The following is a 13,291-nucleotide window of genomic DNA, read 5'->3' as shown; positions in this document are numbered from 1 at the left end:
AGAACCTCCAATACCTGGTTCGACTTTGCCCCTTCCCGACCCGCCATTCCCTTCCAGCCTTATCGCGCTTTCTGACAGGTTCGCCCTGGCCGCGTCAGGCGTTTGCCTGGCGTCACGCCGGCTCCCTGCGGCGTTATCGGGTCACCGCCGGGGCCGGGGGCGCGCGCTAATCCCGCAAAGTGGCCCATTGGCCACATACGAATTGGTTCCTGCTGCGTTTGTCCTGTCGGGTCCGCCTCCGGGTCGGCCCCATGACATTTCCAGCGAGGGTGCAATCCATGAGACTTCAACTATTGGTCGGCGTCGCGGCGGTCGCCCTTGGCGCTGTATCCGGTGCCTCGGCCCAAAGCGCGACGAGCGGCTGGTATGTTGCCGGCGACGCCGGCTACCACATGCCGAAGGACGTCAAGGCGACCTCCTCCAAGGGTTACAACTGGGACTTCTCCCAGAAAGAGGACTGGGCCGCCTTCGGTCGCCTGGGCTACAAGTTTTCGCCCTCCTGGCGGGTTGAAGCCGAGTACGGCTATCGCGGTGCCGACATCGATGGCGTCCGGGGCTCAGGTCTTGCCGGCGCTCAACCGATCGGCCTTTGCACGGCTGGACCGATCCGCACCGCCTCTTCGCCCAAGTGCGGCGAACCGAACGGCGAGATGAGGGCCACCACCCTGATGGCCAATCTGGTCTATGACCTGATGCCGGACTCCGCCCTGCATCCGTTCATCGGTGCCGGTGCCGGTGTCGCCTGGGTCCATAACAAGGTCTATGGCCAGCTGAGCGGCGTGCCGGTCGGCGGTGCCCCGTTCCAGAATGCCAGCTTCGATGATGTCGACCAGGCCTTTGCCTATCAGGGCCTGCTGGGTCTGGCCTGGGACTTCGCGCCCAACTGGAGCCTGGACCTGACCGGCCGCTACCTGGCCACCAAGGACCTCAAGTGGGGTCAGGTGACGCAGAACGCCGGTCCGGGCGTCGGCTCGATCACCGACACCGGCATTTATTCAGGCAAGTACAAGGACACATCGGTGACCCTGGGGGTGCGCTACACCTTCGGTGCGCCGCCGCCGCCGCCCATGGCTCCGGAGCAGCCCCCGATGGCCCCGCCTGCGCCGCCGCCAGAGCCGCCGGCCCCGCCGCCACCGCCGCCCGCGCCCATCTATGAGGCCCGGGAATTCGTAGTCTATTTCCCGTTCGATCAGTTCGTGCTGACGCCGGAAGCCCAGGCCGTGGTTCAGCAGGCGGCAGACTATGCCCGAAGCGGATCGGCTACCCGGCTGACCATCACGGGCCATACGGACACCTCGGGCTCGGACCGCTACAACACCCGTCTGTCGGAACGTCGTGCCAAGGCCGTCGCTGACGGGCTGGTGGGTCAGGGCATCGCCTCGACTGCGGTGGCCGTCGACTGGAAGGGTGAAAGTGCGCCCGCCGTCGCCACGGCGGATGGTGTGAAGGAACCGCTGAACCGTCGTTCGACGATCTCGATCAACTTCTAGATCCAAGGTCTGACGGAAAGCTCGGGGCTCGACCGCAAGGTCGGGCCCCTTTTTCTGATGTGAGGACCCGAAACGAAAGACGCTCCCGATGGGGCGTCGGGAGCGTCACCGTCGGCAGCCCAGAGGGCGTAAGGGCCGCCGTCATGGACCGACCTGGGGGGTGCCGGTCTCATCTTTTCGGGCGCCGGCTTCGGTGGCGGACACCCTTCGCCGGGCCAGACTGGCCGGGCTAAAGCTCGATCACGCGGACCTAATTGTCCAATTTCGACTTTGACAATACGCGAGGTCTCGCCTCGCGCGAGTCAAAACGACGGGCAAACACAAGCTGCGACAATTTGCGCGGCAGGGGCGATGGCGCACCGGCGATCTGGGCCATGATGTGCTCGGCCAGCAGCGGGGCGAGGCAGAATCCGCGTCCGCCGAGCCCGCCCAGGACATAGAGGTCTTCGGCCACCCGGCCGGCCAGGGGCAGGTGGTCGGCCGTCGTCATCCGCGTGGCCGCACGGCCTGAAAAGTCCGCCCCGGCCAGCCGCGCCGCCAGCCCTGGCAGGCCTTTGGCGAGGCTGTCCAGATTGCGCTGGTGATCCTCGGCCCTGACGCCGGTGTCGAGGTCGTCGCGATCATGGGTGGCACCAAACAGGACACCGTTTCGGGTCGGGACCACATAACCGCCGAAGGCGGCGGGCATCTGCTCGAACCCATCGTCCATTGCCGCCCAGCTGGCCTGACCGCGAACGGGGCGACCGGGCAGGTCGGGCAGCAGTTTTCCCAGGCCGGCACCGGTGGCGACCACCACGACTTCCGCGCGCAGAATCTCCTGACCCTCTGCATCGAGCAGACGCCAGCCCTCGGGGTCGCGAACCAGGGCCTCGACCCGGGTCGACCGGACTTCACCGCGCCAGCCGTCGAGGATGACCTGCGGTTCGACGACCAGGGCCTGGTCCATGACCAGGGCGGCACCGGCTGGTTCGCCCAGACGGTCGGTGGCCGGGTCCAGCACGGTCATGGTGCCGGGCTCGAAGAGGTCCTGGCCGGCAATGGCGGTGAAGCGGCCGGCCGTCTCGACGGTCTGGGCCAGTTGCAACACGCCCTTGGCGATCACGGCGCCGGGGACAGCCTCATAGAGCTGTACGGCCCTGGCAAAGGCCTGGGCGGGCAGAGCGGCCCGAGGACCGCCACCGGCGTCGAGGGCCGGGGTGACGAGGGCGGCCGGATTGCCGGAGGCCGGCATCTCGCCAGAGTCGATGATGGTCGCGCTCAGGCCGTGGGACGCCGCAGCGCGGGCCAGGGCCGCCGCAGCAATGCCGCCGCCGATAATGGCCAGTCGGCCTGGGCGGGGCGGGGCCACCGGCGGGGCGGTTGGCAGCCAGGCCTCCAGCCGGTCCTTCTTGCGGCCAAAGCCGGGGCGCTTGGCGATCTCGAACCCGGCGGCCTGCAGGCCCCGCCGCACCGCGCCGGCGACGGTGAAGGTGGCGGCCCGGGCACCGGGGGCCGACCGGGCCGCGACGGCGGCCAGGATCTCTTCGCTCCACATGCCCGGATTGAGGGCCGGAGAGAAGCCGTCCAGGAACCAGGCGTCAGCGGCTCCATCCCAGCTGTCCAGGGCCTCGGCGACATCCATGACTGCCAGGTCCAGAGTGGCGCGAAAGGCCGGCAGATCCACCCGGTGAAAGCCCCGCGCCTGGCCCGGCCACTGGTCGAGCAGGGCCTCAGCGGCTTCGCTCAGTTCAGGCCAGACCGCCAGGGCCCGGGCGGCATCCTGGCGTGAGACGGGGTGTGCCTCGATGGAGAAGATGTGCAGCCGCGCCGAGGCCGGGGCCTCGCGGCGCCAGAGGTCCAGCAGGGCGGCGATGTTCAGGCCGGTGCCAAAGCCCAGCTCGCCGACCACCATCCGGTCACGTCCGGCAAAGCTCTCCGGCATGTCACAGCCGGTCAGGAAGACGGCGCGGGTCTCGGCCAGGCCATCGGCGCTGGAGAAATAGACGTCGCCATACACCCGCGAGCGCGGCAGGCCGTCCTCGTTCCAGACCAGGGGAGAAGCGTCGTCGGGCAAGGCGTCGGTCATGGATGGCTAGAGCCGTCCGGGCCCTGGTCCTGTCAAGGCGCAGGCCATGAGAGAGACGAATGAAAAAGGGCCGCCCCTGGGGACGGCCCTTTCTTTTGAACCTTTGGAATGGGCCTAGTGGGCGGCCTTCTTGTCGTCGTGGGCAGCGGCGGGTTCCGCCGGGGCCTTGGCGGCGGTGGCCGGGGCTTCAGCGGTGGTGGCGGCCTCGCCCTCTTCCATCGGTGCAGCGGCGGCGTCGGCGGCGGCCTTGTTGGCGTCCGCGGCGGCCTGTTCCTTGGCTGTGGCAGCATCGGTCACCGTGCTGGCTCCGGCGGCGGCGGCCTCGGCGGCGGCGGTCGAGGCGTCGTGGCCTTCGTCCTTCTTGCCGCAGCCGGCGAGCGACAGGGCAGTGACGGCGACGCCGGCGACGAGGAGCGTGCGAAGAACTTGGGTGCTCATGGGATTCCCTAGCAGCTGAAAGTCTGATCGGTCGTCCGCCTGTGCGGGCGACGGCGCATCTTCAAGGGAATACCCGTTCGAACGGACGCGCAAGCTTGAGGTCACGCGCCCGTGATTACTTCGAAGACAGGAGTCCGGTGCTGATCAGGCCTCGTTGGGGATCTGCGACAGGGCTTCTTCGAGCTCGACGAAGCTGGGCTGGGCCGTCGAGGGCACATTGCCACGGCCGATCTCGACCGAGATCTGGGCGGCATTGCCATGCAGGTGGGCCACCAGGACAGCCTGGATGATCTTGTAGAAGGCCGCGTCCTCGTCGATGATTCCGCCCAGACGGGTCGCCATCGGCCCCACCAGGCCATAGGCCATGAACACGCCCATGAAGGTGCCGACCAGAGCGCCGCCGATCATGCCGCCCAGAACGGCGGGCGGTTCAGTGATCGAGCCCATGGTCTTGATGACGCCGAGCACGGCGGCGACGATGCCCAGAGCCGGAAGGCCGTCTGAAAGATTGGTCAGGGCGTGGGCCGGGCCGTGGGCTTCGTGATGGTGCTTTTCGAGCTGCTTCTCCATCGCGTCCTCGACCTGGTGGGGATCTTCCAGGTTCATGGTCATCATCCGCAGGGTGTCGCAGATGAAGTCGACGGCGAAGTGGTCCTTGGCGATCTTGGGGTAGCGCGAGAAGATCGAGCTCTCGTGCGGCTTTTCGATGTGGCTTTCCAGGGCGATGACGCCCTTGGACTTCATGGTCTTGGTCAGAAGGAACAGCAGGGCCAGCAGGTCGCGATAGTCCGAGGGCTTCCACTTGGGGCCGGCGAAGATCTTGCCGAGGGCGGGGCCCGTGGCCTTGAGCACCGACATGGAGTTGGCGATCAGGTAGGCGGAGACGCCCGCGCCGCCGATGGCCATCAGTTCGTGCGGGGCGGCGTGCAGGATCACGTCCATCTTGCCGCCGGCCATGAGGTAGCTGCCGAACACCATGGCGAAGAGCAGGACGATGCCGATGATCTGGAACATGACGGAAGACCGACCCCGAGAATTGATGCGGCATCATCGCGATTAATGATTAATCCAAGGTTCCTGCAGGCCGCATTGCTGCGAGTTGCGCGCGGACAGGGAGCAGCCTAACAGTCGTTTGATGTCGACCCCCCCTGCACAAGAAACCCGGAGCCACCGGCGTGCCTTCGCGATTCTCTTCGGAGTCTCGGTGGTCTCGGCCATGGGCAATAGCGGCATGTGGTCGGTGCTTCCGGCCATCGGGCGGGAGATCGGCATTCCCGACGTGCTGGTGGCGGCGATCTTCTCGCTGTCGGCCGTGCTTTGGGCCATCAGTTCGCCCTTCTGGGCCCGCCAGTCCGACCTGCATGGCCGCAAGCCGCTGATCCTGCTGGGCCTGGCCGGCTTCTTCGTCTCCATGACCCTGTGCGCGATCGTGGTCAGTGCCGGCCTGCACCATCTGGCCTCGCCCATGGTGATCTTCGGCCTGTTCCTGACGGCGCGAGCCCTGTTTGGCCTGTTCGGCTCGGCCTCCAATCCGGCCACCCAGGCCTATATGGCCGAGCGGACCAGCCGTGAGGAACGCACCCAGAGCATGGCCACCCTGGCCGGAGCCTTCGGGCTCGGCACGGTGGTGGGACCCTTGTTGGCTCCGCTCTTTGTCCTGCCTGTGGTCGGCCTGGCGGGGCCGATGTTCGCCTTCGCCATCCTGGCCGGCGTCATGCTGGTCGTGGTCCAGCGCGGCCTGCCGGAAACCTTCACGCCTGGCCAGGCTGAAGCGCCACCGCGCCGGGGCTTTGGTCTGTCGCTCAAGGGCGAGGGCGCAGCCCTCTGGCGCGATCCGCGCCTCAAGCCGTTTCTGATCTACGGATTTCTCGTCGCCTCCTGCCAGACGGCCCAGTCCCAGACGCTGGGCTTCCTGATCATCGACAAGCTGCAACTGCCGCCGATGCAGGCCCAAGGCTATATCACCCTGGCCATGGCGGCCGGGGCGGTAGCCGGACTGTTGGCTCAGTGGGGCCTGATCCGCATGTTCGCCATGCGGCCGCGCGACCTGATGCGCTGGGGCGTGGCGGCGGCGGCGGTCGGCAACGTGATTGTCGCTTTTGCGCCCGACTATGCGGCCGTGGCCATCGGTTTCGCCATCGCCAATCTGGGCTATGGCTTTGCCAGACCCGGCTTCACCGCCGGGGCCTCCCTGTCGGTCGGGGCCAGGGACCAGGCCGGGGCGGCCGGGGCGATCGCAGCCATCAATGGCCTCAATGTCGTGTTCGGCCCTCTGTTCGTCATGCTCTATCGCTGGGTCGGCTGGGGGCCGTTCATCCTCAATGCCGTCGTCCTGCTCGGCCTGCTGATCTACGCCCTCAGGCAGTCAGCCCTGCGCAAGGTCAGCGACTCTGATCCGCAGGAAGAGGCGACCCTGGCCAGCCTCGAACGCAGCGACGAAGGCAGCTAGTTGGCCAGTCGCCTCAGGGCCGCCCCATCGCGCAGCACGATGTGGCGGGTGGTCGGAATGGCGATGATGCCGTCCGCCTGCAGCTGGGTCAGGGTCCGGGACACGGTCTCGATGGTCAGGCCCAGATAGTCAGCCATGTCCTGCCGGGTCATGGGAATATCCAGTTCGCCGTCGGCCCCGGTGCGTTCGACCAGGTCGATCAGCAGGCCGACCACCCGTTCGCGCGCGGTTTTCCGGCCCAGCATCAGCACATGGTCCTGGCTGCGCTGCAGGCCCTCGACCGTCAGGCGAAACAGAATCCTGGCGACGTCCACCTGTTTGGCGGCCAGCTGGCTGAGAGCGGCGCGGCGGACCATGCGAACCGTCGTATCGGTCATGGCCTCCGCCGACACCCGATGCAGGTCGCCCGCCTCAATGCCGAAATAGTCACCGGCAAAGTGGAACTCGTCGATTTGCCGTCGTCCGTCACGCAGGGTTCGGAGGGTACGAACCGCGCCCGAAATCACCTGATAGACATGCTCGGCCGCCTCGCCTTCGCCGAAAACCTCTTCGTCACGGGCATGGCGCAGGCAGGGTCCGGTGAAGCCGAAGGGCGCTGCCGTCTGGATCGGCGTGTCGGACGGGCGGAGCGGCGAAAACATCTGGTGGTCCCTCAATGGATCAGATTGTGGAACGCACGAGGCGGCCTGAACATTCGGGTGCGGCGCATAAGGGCCGCTACTTAAGCGAGGCTGCGGAGCCCTTCGGGGAAGCCGGCTTGCGTTGAATCAAGGCGTAAAGGCCGAGCCCCGGCGATGTTGCAGCCATGTGCGGACTTCCTGACGCTTCGGCCGGAGAACCTGCGTGGAGCCCCCTGATCGTGGTGCTCGACGAAGACGAGGCTCTGCGTGAAGCCCTGCGCTTCTCACTGGAGACCGAAGGCTACAGGGTCAGGGTCTTTGCGGCGGCAGAAGCCTTGCTGGCCGCCTGCAACCGACTGGGCTCTGCCTGTTTCGTGCTCGACGAAACCGCCTTTGATGCCAGGCTGAGGGCGGCCCTGCGTCGTCGCCGTGATCCGGTGATCCTGCTGTCGGCGGGCCGCGCGCTCCGCCCCATGTCCGGGACCCGGGTCCGGGTGGTGGAAAAGCCGCTGATGACCGACGCGCTGAGCCGGCAGATCGCGGCGGCCCTGGCCTGACAGCATAGAGGCGCGGTTGGCTACTGTCCCCGCACCGACAGGGTCATCCGCACGAGGGCGGCCAGGTTGTCGGCATGCATCTTGGTCATCAGCTTGGCGCGGTAGATCTCGACGGTCCGGGGACTGATGCCCAGCTCGCGGGCGATGACCTTGTTGGGATGGCCGGCGACGACCCCGTCCAGAACCTGGCGCTCGCGCTCCGAAAGGGTTTCGAGCCGGTGCTGGATGTCGGCCTGGTCGCCGGAGACAGCCGGGGCCTCCAGGGTGTTGAGGGCGCGCTTCAGGGCGTCCAGGATCCGGCCTTCCGAGAACGGCTTCTCGATGAAGTCGACGACCCCCGACCGCATGGCCTCGACCGCCATCGGGATATCGCCATGGCCGGTGATCATGATCACCGGCATGCGGGCATTGAGGGCGGCGAGCCGCGCGACCAGCTCCTGGCCGCTCATCTCGGGCATGCGGACATCGGTGATCACGCAGCCGGGCCGGGCGGTCGGCAGGGCCGCCAGAAAGTCCGGGGCGCCGGCATAGGTGGCGACCTCGAAATCGGCCGACTCCAGCAGGAAGGCCAGGGATTCCCGGGCGCTTTCGTCGTCGTCGACCACGTGAACCACAGCCTCAGTCATGGATATCGTCCTCCTGATCGGCGGGCGGCAGGGTGAAGCGGAAGATCGTGCCGCCGCCGGGATTGGACTCGGCCCAGATCCGGCCGCCGTGAGCCTCGATGATCGAGCGCGAGATGGAAAGCCCCACGCCCATGCCCTGGGGCTTGGTGGTCATGAAGGGCTGGAACAGCTTTTCCAGCACTGCGTCGGTGATGCCGCCGCCGCTGTCGGCGACACTGACCCGCGCCCAGCCTTCTTCGGTCAGGTCGCTGGCAATGACCAGTTCGCGCCGCGGCAGGTTCTCCATGGCGTCAATGCCGTTGCGGATCAGGTTCAGCAGGACCTGCTGGATCTGCACCCGGTCGGCGAAGACCTGGTCGGCCTGGGGATCCAGGGACAGCCGCACCTCGACCTGGCGCTCCTTCTCACCGATCAGGGCCAGGGCGCTGGCTTCCTCGACCAGCTTGGACAGGCTCTCGACCTCGCGCTCGCTGGCTCCGCGGCGGACAAAGTCGCGCATCTTGTGGATGACATCTCCCGCCCTCAGGGCCTGGGCGGCGGCGCGGTCGATGGCGTCGCGGACCTTGGCCTGGTCGGCCGGACGTCCCCGGTCCATCAGGCGTCGCGATCCGGTCAGCAGGTTGGCGATGGCCGACAGGGGCTGGTTCAGCTCATGGGCCAGGGCCGAGGCCATCTCGCCCACGGCGGTCAGGCGCGAGACATGGACGAGTTCGTTCTGCAGTTCCTGCAGGCGGGTTTCGGTCTGCTGGCGATCGGTCAGGTCACGGATGAAGCCGGTGAAGGAGGGGCGGGGCCCTCCGGTCTCGCCGACGGCCAGCTCCATCGGAAAGGTCGAGCCGTCCTTGCGCACGCCGACCACGACGCGCCCGACCCCGATGATCCGCTTCTCGCCGGACTCGGCATAGCGGCGCAGGAAGCCGTCATGGGCCTCGCGGTTTGGCGTGGGCATCAGCAGGCTGACATTGCGGCCAAGGGCCTCGGCGGCGGTCCAGCCGAACAGACGCTCTGCGGCGGGACTGAAGGAGGTCATCATCCCATCACGGTCGATCACCACCACGCCGTCCGGGACGGTGTCGAGGATCGACTGCAGGTGGGCATTGGTGGCGGCCGCCCGACGCCGGGCCGCATGGAACCAGCCGCCGCCAATGGCCATGCCGATCCCGACCAGCAGGAAGATCACCCCGCTCAGGGCACCGACCAGGGTCCGGGTATCGTCCTGGGTCAACAGCCCGACCGCGAGGCTGGCAAAGACCGTTGCGAAGAGGCCGCAGATCAGCCCGCCCAGGGCCGCGCTGACCAGAACGGCCGGAATGAACAGCAGGAACGACGAGGCGGCCGTAAAGGCCTCGCCCAGGGACAGCCGCACCAGAAAGGTCGCCCCGATCGCCAGGGCCGCAACCAGATAGGGGGCCGGGCGCGGATCGCTGAACAGGGGATAGGGGGTCGGGCGGACCGCCTTCATATCGAGTCTCTGTCGCGCGGGAAGCGCCTTGGCGGTCTTATAGCCGAGGGGCGGCCGTCGGCGAGCGGTCATCGTCGGGCCAGGGCCGCGGACTTTTGATCGATGTCAAAGCCGGGGCGACGGGCCCGGGGAATCCTTGTGGACCTCAGCAAGGGAGAGCCTCCATGTCAGGCGGACAAGTCGCATATCTTTCACTGGTCATCGCAGCCTTCTCGACCTTCGCCGTCGTGCTGTTTGGCGTCTATATCCACGCCAATCGGGACTAGGTTGAAGGGGCGGACAGGGTCACCGTCCGCTCGCAGATCGCCACCGGCGAAGGCCGGTGGCTGACCAGCACCAGACCCTGGCCTGTACGGTCCAGGCGCGCGACCAGGCGATCCAGTAACCGGGTCTCGGTGGCGGCATCCAGACCTTCGGTCGGTTCATCCAGCAACAGCCAGGGCGCAGGCCGCAGATAGGCCCGGGCCAGGGACAGCCTCCGGCGTTCGCCGCCGGAAAGCCGCTCGCCATTGTCGCCCAGCCAGGTGTTCAGACCCGCCGGAGCCGCACGAATGCGCGCGTCCAGTGCGGCGTCCGTGAGGGCTGCCCACATCGCTTCCTCAGTCGCGTCCGGTGCTGCGAGGCGCAGGTTGTCGGCCACGGTTCCGGCGATCAGGGCCGCGTCCTGCGGGGCCAGGGCGAAGGCCGCGCGAACCCTGGCCAGGTCGAGAACGGCCAGGTCGTGCCCACCCAGACTCAGGTCGCCGGCCTTCGACGGCCGCAGCGCCATCAGCCTTTCGAGCAGGGTCGTCTTGCCGCTGCCCGAGGCACCGGTGATGGCGATGCGGCTGCCCGCCGCAAAGTCCTGCCCGGCAAAGTGCAGGTCCAGTCCCGGCAGGTCCGTCTCCGTCGCCGGCCTGGGGGCATGTCGCAGCACCCCGTCCAGTCGTTCGGCGGCCTGGTCGGCCGCGCCGTCCTGATCGAAGGCCGAGGCCATGGCCCCGACACCCTCCACGGCCATGGCGGCGGCCAGCCCGGCCAGGGCCGCCAGGGCTGCACCGGCCGGAGCGGCCAGCAGTACGGCGGCGACGACGGCCAGGCCAAGCACCGTGGCCTGGGAAACGGCGATCCAGCCCCTGGCCCGGGCGGCGGCCAGCCGGGCCTGATCGACCGCCTCGCCGCGGCTCGCCAGGGTCTGGCGGGCATAGGCCTCGAGACCAAAGGCCCGCAGTTCCGGGGCTGCGGCTGACAGACTGGCGGTGGCGTCCTTCAGGGCCCCGATGCGCGTCTGGATCTCGCGGCCGGCGGGGGCGGAGAACCGGCGGGCCAGGGCCCGGGCGATCAGCAGCGCAGCCGCCGCCGAGACCAGAATCGCCAGGGCGGGGCCCCAGCCCGCCAGAGCGCCCAGCCCGAGCCCGGCCGTCACCGCCGCGCCCGCGCCCCAGGGAGCCGACAGCCGCACAAAGCGGGTCTCGATGGCGTCGACATCCTGGACAAGTCGGGCCGAGGCCTCGCCGCCCGACAGGCTCAGGGCTTCGGCCGGTGGAGCGGCCGCGAGGGCGGAGAACAGCACGGGCCGGATCGCGGCAAGCGACTTCAGGGCGGCGGCATGACCGCTCAGGCGCTCGCCATAGCGCGCGGCGGTGCGCAGGATGGCCAGCAGCCGGATGGTGGCGCTGGGCAGCAGAACATTGAAGGCCTGGGCACTGGCCAGGCCGGCGAGGCCCGCCAGGAAGGAGGCTGTGATGAACCAGCCCGACAGGCCGAGAAGCAGGGTCGAGGCACCGCCGACCACGGCCGCGCAGATCGCCGCCAGCCACAGGCCCTCGGCATGACGGCGGCGCTGCAGCCGGATCAGGGTCTGTAGGGGCGAGGGGCTCATGCCAGGGTCACCACATGGTCGGCCAGGGCCGCGACGGCCTGGGCGTGGGTGGCGATCAGGGTGGTCCGGCCCCTGGCCGCCTCGGCTATGGCCCCGAGGAGCTCGGCTTCTGCGGCGGCATCGAGATTGGCGGTCGGTTCGTCCAGCAGCAGGATCGGCGCAGGCTTGAGGATAGCGCGGGCCAGGGACAGTCGCCGCCGTTCGCCCCCCGACAGGCCGCTGCCCCGCTCGTCCAGCCAGGTGTCCAGACCCGCCGATCGCCGGGACAGGGCTGCGGCTAGCCCCACGCGCTCGGCGGCCGACTCGATCTCGGCCCGGCTGGCGCTGCGATGGGCCAGGGCGATGTTGTCGGCCAGGGTTCCGGGCATGATCAGGGGATGTTGTCCGGCCCAGGCGATCTGGCCCGTCAGGCTGCCGAGCTCGGCCAGGGTCTGGCCATTGACCAGGACCGCGCCTTCGGTCAGCGGGGCCAGGTCGAGCAGCAGGTTCAGCAGGGAGGTCTTGCCCGAGCCGCTGGGGCCCAGCAGGGCGACGATCTTCCCGGCGGCAATCTCCAGATCAAGCTGCTGCACAGCCGGGGCATCGGCCTCGGGATAGTGGATGGTCACCCGGCTGAAGCGGATCACCGGCGGTTCAGTCAGGGACGGTGCGTCGGCGCGAGGACTGGCCGAAGGCAGGGCGATCAGGCTGGCGGTCGCAGCCTCGGCGGCCTGGCGGTCGTGATAGGCCGCCGCCAGCCGCCGCATCGGCAGATAGATCTCCGGGGCCAGGGCCAGTACGAAGAAGGCGCGCTTCAGGTCCAGCTGTTCGGGTACCGGAAACGGCAGCAGGCGCAGCAGGTTGAAGCCGCAATAGACCGCGACCAGGGCCACGGAGAGGGCGGCAAAGAATTCCAGTGCCCCCGTCGAGAAGAAGGCGACCCGCAGGACCCGGATGGTGCGGTTCGCCAGCTCCTCGGCCGAGCGGGCCAGATCACGGGTGATCCGCGACTCGGCCTGGAAGGCCAGCACCACCGGCAAGGCGCGCACCCGGTCGAGAAACATCCCCGAAAGCCGTTCCAGGGCGAGGAACTGGGCGCGGGATTCGGCTGCGGCGGCTGTACCGGCCAGGGCCATGGCGATGATGAACGGGACCAGGGCCCCCAGCAGGATGGCTGCAGCGATCGGGCTGGCGACGGCCGCGACGGCGATCAGGGCCAGGGGCGTGGCAGCGGCGGCAAACCGGGCCGGGATGAAGCGGGAGACATGGCCGTCCAGAGCCTCGACGCCCTCGACGACGGCGGTGGTCACGGCTGCACTCGAGACACTGCCGCCGGGATTGCGGGCGACCAGGGCCGTCACGGCCTCGGCGCGGGCGGCGGCTTTCACCCTGGCGGCAGCCTCGGCACCCGCCTCCAGGGCCAGTTTGGCCATGACGCCGCGGGCGATCATCGCCAGGCACAGCAGGGCAAGCCAGACGCGAAAGCCTTTTCCGGTCGCCAGGGCGTCGATCGTAAAGGCCAGGGTCGCCGCAAAGCCGGCAGCAGCAACGCCGTCCAGCACAACAAGGCCGCGCGCGCGGCGCAGGGCAGACGCGCCCGCGCCTGCGAGGGCCATCAATTTCGTGGCGACCGGGGAGGGGCCAGCGATAAGCGCTGGACGAGCTTGCATGGGTTGAGTGTAGGTTGGCGATGTCCGTTGGCCTTGATCTGGATCAAGGCTTTTGCGGTCGGACCGGCCTAGGG

At 68.6% G+C, this 13,291-nt stretch carries 11 protein-coding genes; 3 read left to right on the top strand and 8 right to left on the bottom strand.

Annotation, left to right across the window (positions count from 1 at the left end; translation table 11 throughout):
• Positions 1-278: 278 nt before the first annotated feature.
• Positions 279-1,490 carry an OmpA family protein gene (locus ACW17U_RS13890; RefSeq protein ID WP_492053200.1) on the top strand — a complete coding sequence of 404 codons (1,212 nt, stop codon included), beginning with the start codon at positions 279-281 and terminating at the stop codon, positions 1,488-1,490.
• Between the two features lie 250 nt (positions 1,491-1,740).
• Here ACW17U_RS13890 and mnmC2 read toward each other — a convergent pair whose 3' ends face one another.
• From mnmC2 to motA, 3 genes are all read right to left on the bottom strand, one after another.
• Complete coding sequence (gene mnmC2, locus ACW17U_RS13885) at positions 1,741-3,555, bottom strand: tRNA (5-methylaminomethyl-2-thiouridine)(34)-methyltransferase MnmC2 (protein ID WP_492053198.1); 1,815 nt, start codon at positions 3,553-3,555, stop codon at positions 1,741-1,743.
• A gap of 114 nt (positions 3,556-3,669) precedes the next feature.
• Positions 3,670-3,993: a hypothetical protein gene (locus ACW17U_RS13880; protein ID WP_492053196.1), complete on the bottom strand. Its 324-nt coding sequence runs from the start codon at positions 3,991-3,993 to the stop codon at positions 3,670-3,672.
• Positions 3,994-4,137: 144 nt separating this feature from the next.
• Positions 4,138-5,007 (bottom strand): flagellar motor stator protein MotA, encoded by an 870-nt coding sequence (gene motA / locus ACW17U_RS13875; protein WP_492053194.1) that lies wholly within the window; start codon positions 5,005-5,007, stop codon positions 4,138-4,140.
• A gap of 121 nt (positions 5,008-5,128) precedes the next feature.
• Here motA and ACW17U_RS13870 point away from each other — a divergent pair, with 121 nt between their 5' ends.
• The gene (locus ACW17U_RS13870; RefSeq protein WP_492053192.1) at positions 5,129-6,442 is read left to right on the top strand and encodes an MFS transporter; all 1,314 of its coding nucleotides are present in this window, start codon (positions 5,129-5,131) and stop codon (positions 6,440-6,442) included.
• On the opposite strand, the gene fixK is transcribed toward ACW17U_RS13870, so the two are convergent.
• The gene (fixK, locus tag ACW17U_RS13865) at positions 6,439-7,083 is read right to left on the bottom strand and encodes a transcriptional regulator FixK (protein WP_062144069.1); all 645 of its coding nucleotides are present in this window, start codon (positions 7,081-7,083) and stop codon (positions 6,439-6,441) included. The two genes, ACW17U_RS13870 and fixK, sit on opposite strands and share 4 nt — an antisense overlap.
• A 164-nt stretch (positions 7,084-7,247) precedes the next feature.
• On the opposite strand from fixK, the gene ACW17U_RS13860 reads away from it, so the two are divergent.
• Positions 7,248-7,619, top strand: a complete 372-nt coding sequence (locus ACW17U_RS13860; RefSeq protein WP_492053189.1) for a response regulator — start codon at positions 7,248-7,250, stop codon at positions 7,617-7,619.
• A 20-nt stretch (positions 7,620-7,639) separates the two neighbouring features.
• On the opposite strand, the gene fixJ is transcribed toward ACW17U_RS13860, so the two are convergent.
• The 4 genes from fixJ to cydD form a co-directional block, all read right to left on the bottom strand.
• Positions 7,640-8,245, bottom strand: coding sequence for a response regulator FixJ (gene fixJ, locus ACW17U_RS13855; protein ID WP_492053187.1), 606 nt, complete (start codon positions 8,243-8,245; stop codon positions 7,640-7,642).
• A complete protein-coding gene (locus ACW17U_RS13850) occupies positions 8,238-9,707 on the bottom strand; it encodes a PAS domain S-box protein (protein WP_062144078.1) in 1,470 nt (489 codons plus the stop codon). The genes fixJ and ACW17U_RS13850 overlap by 8 nt, the downstream gene beginning before the upstream one ends.
• Positions 9,708-9,969: 262 nt before the next feature.
• The gene (locus tag ACW17U_RS13845; protein ID WP_492053185.1) at positions 9,970-11,568 is read right to left on the bottom strand and encodes an amino acid ABC transporter ATP-binding/permease protein; all 1,599 of its coding nucleotides are present in this window, start codon (positions 11,566-11,568) and stop codon (positions 9,970-9,972) included.
• Complete coding sequence (gene cydD, locus ACW17U_RS13840) at positions 11,565-13,163, bottom strand: thiol reductant ABC exporter subunit CydD (protein WP_492053183.1); 1,599 nt, start codon at positions 13,161-13,163, stop codon at positions 11,565-11,567. Before cydD ends, ACW17U_RS13845 begins: the two co-directional genes overlap by 4 nt.
• Between the last annotated feature and the right edge of the window lie 128 nt (positions 13,164-13,291).

The organism is Caulobacter sp. AVps16, assembly GCF_058681455.1.
Note: the sequence above shows the minus strand (reverse complement) of the source record. Positions and strands in the feature narration are given on the sequence as shown.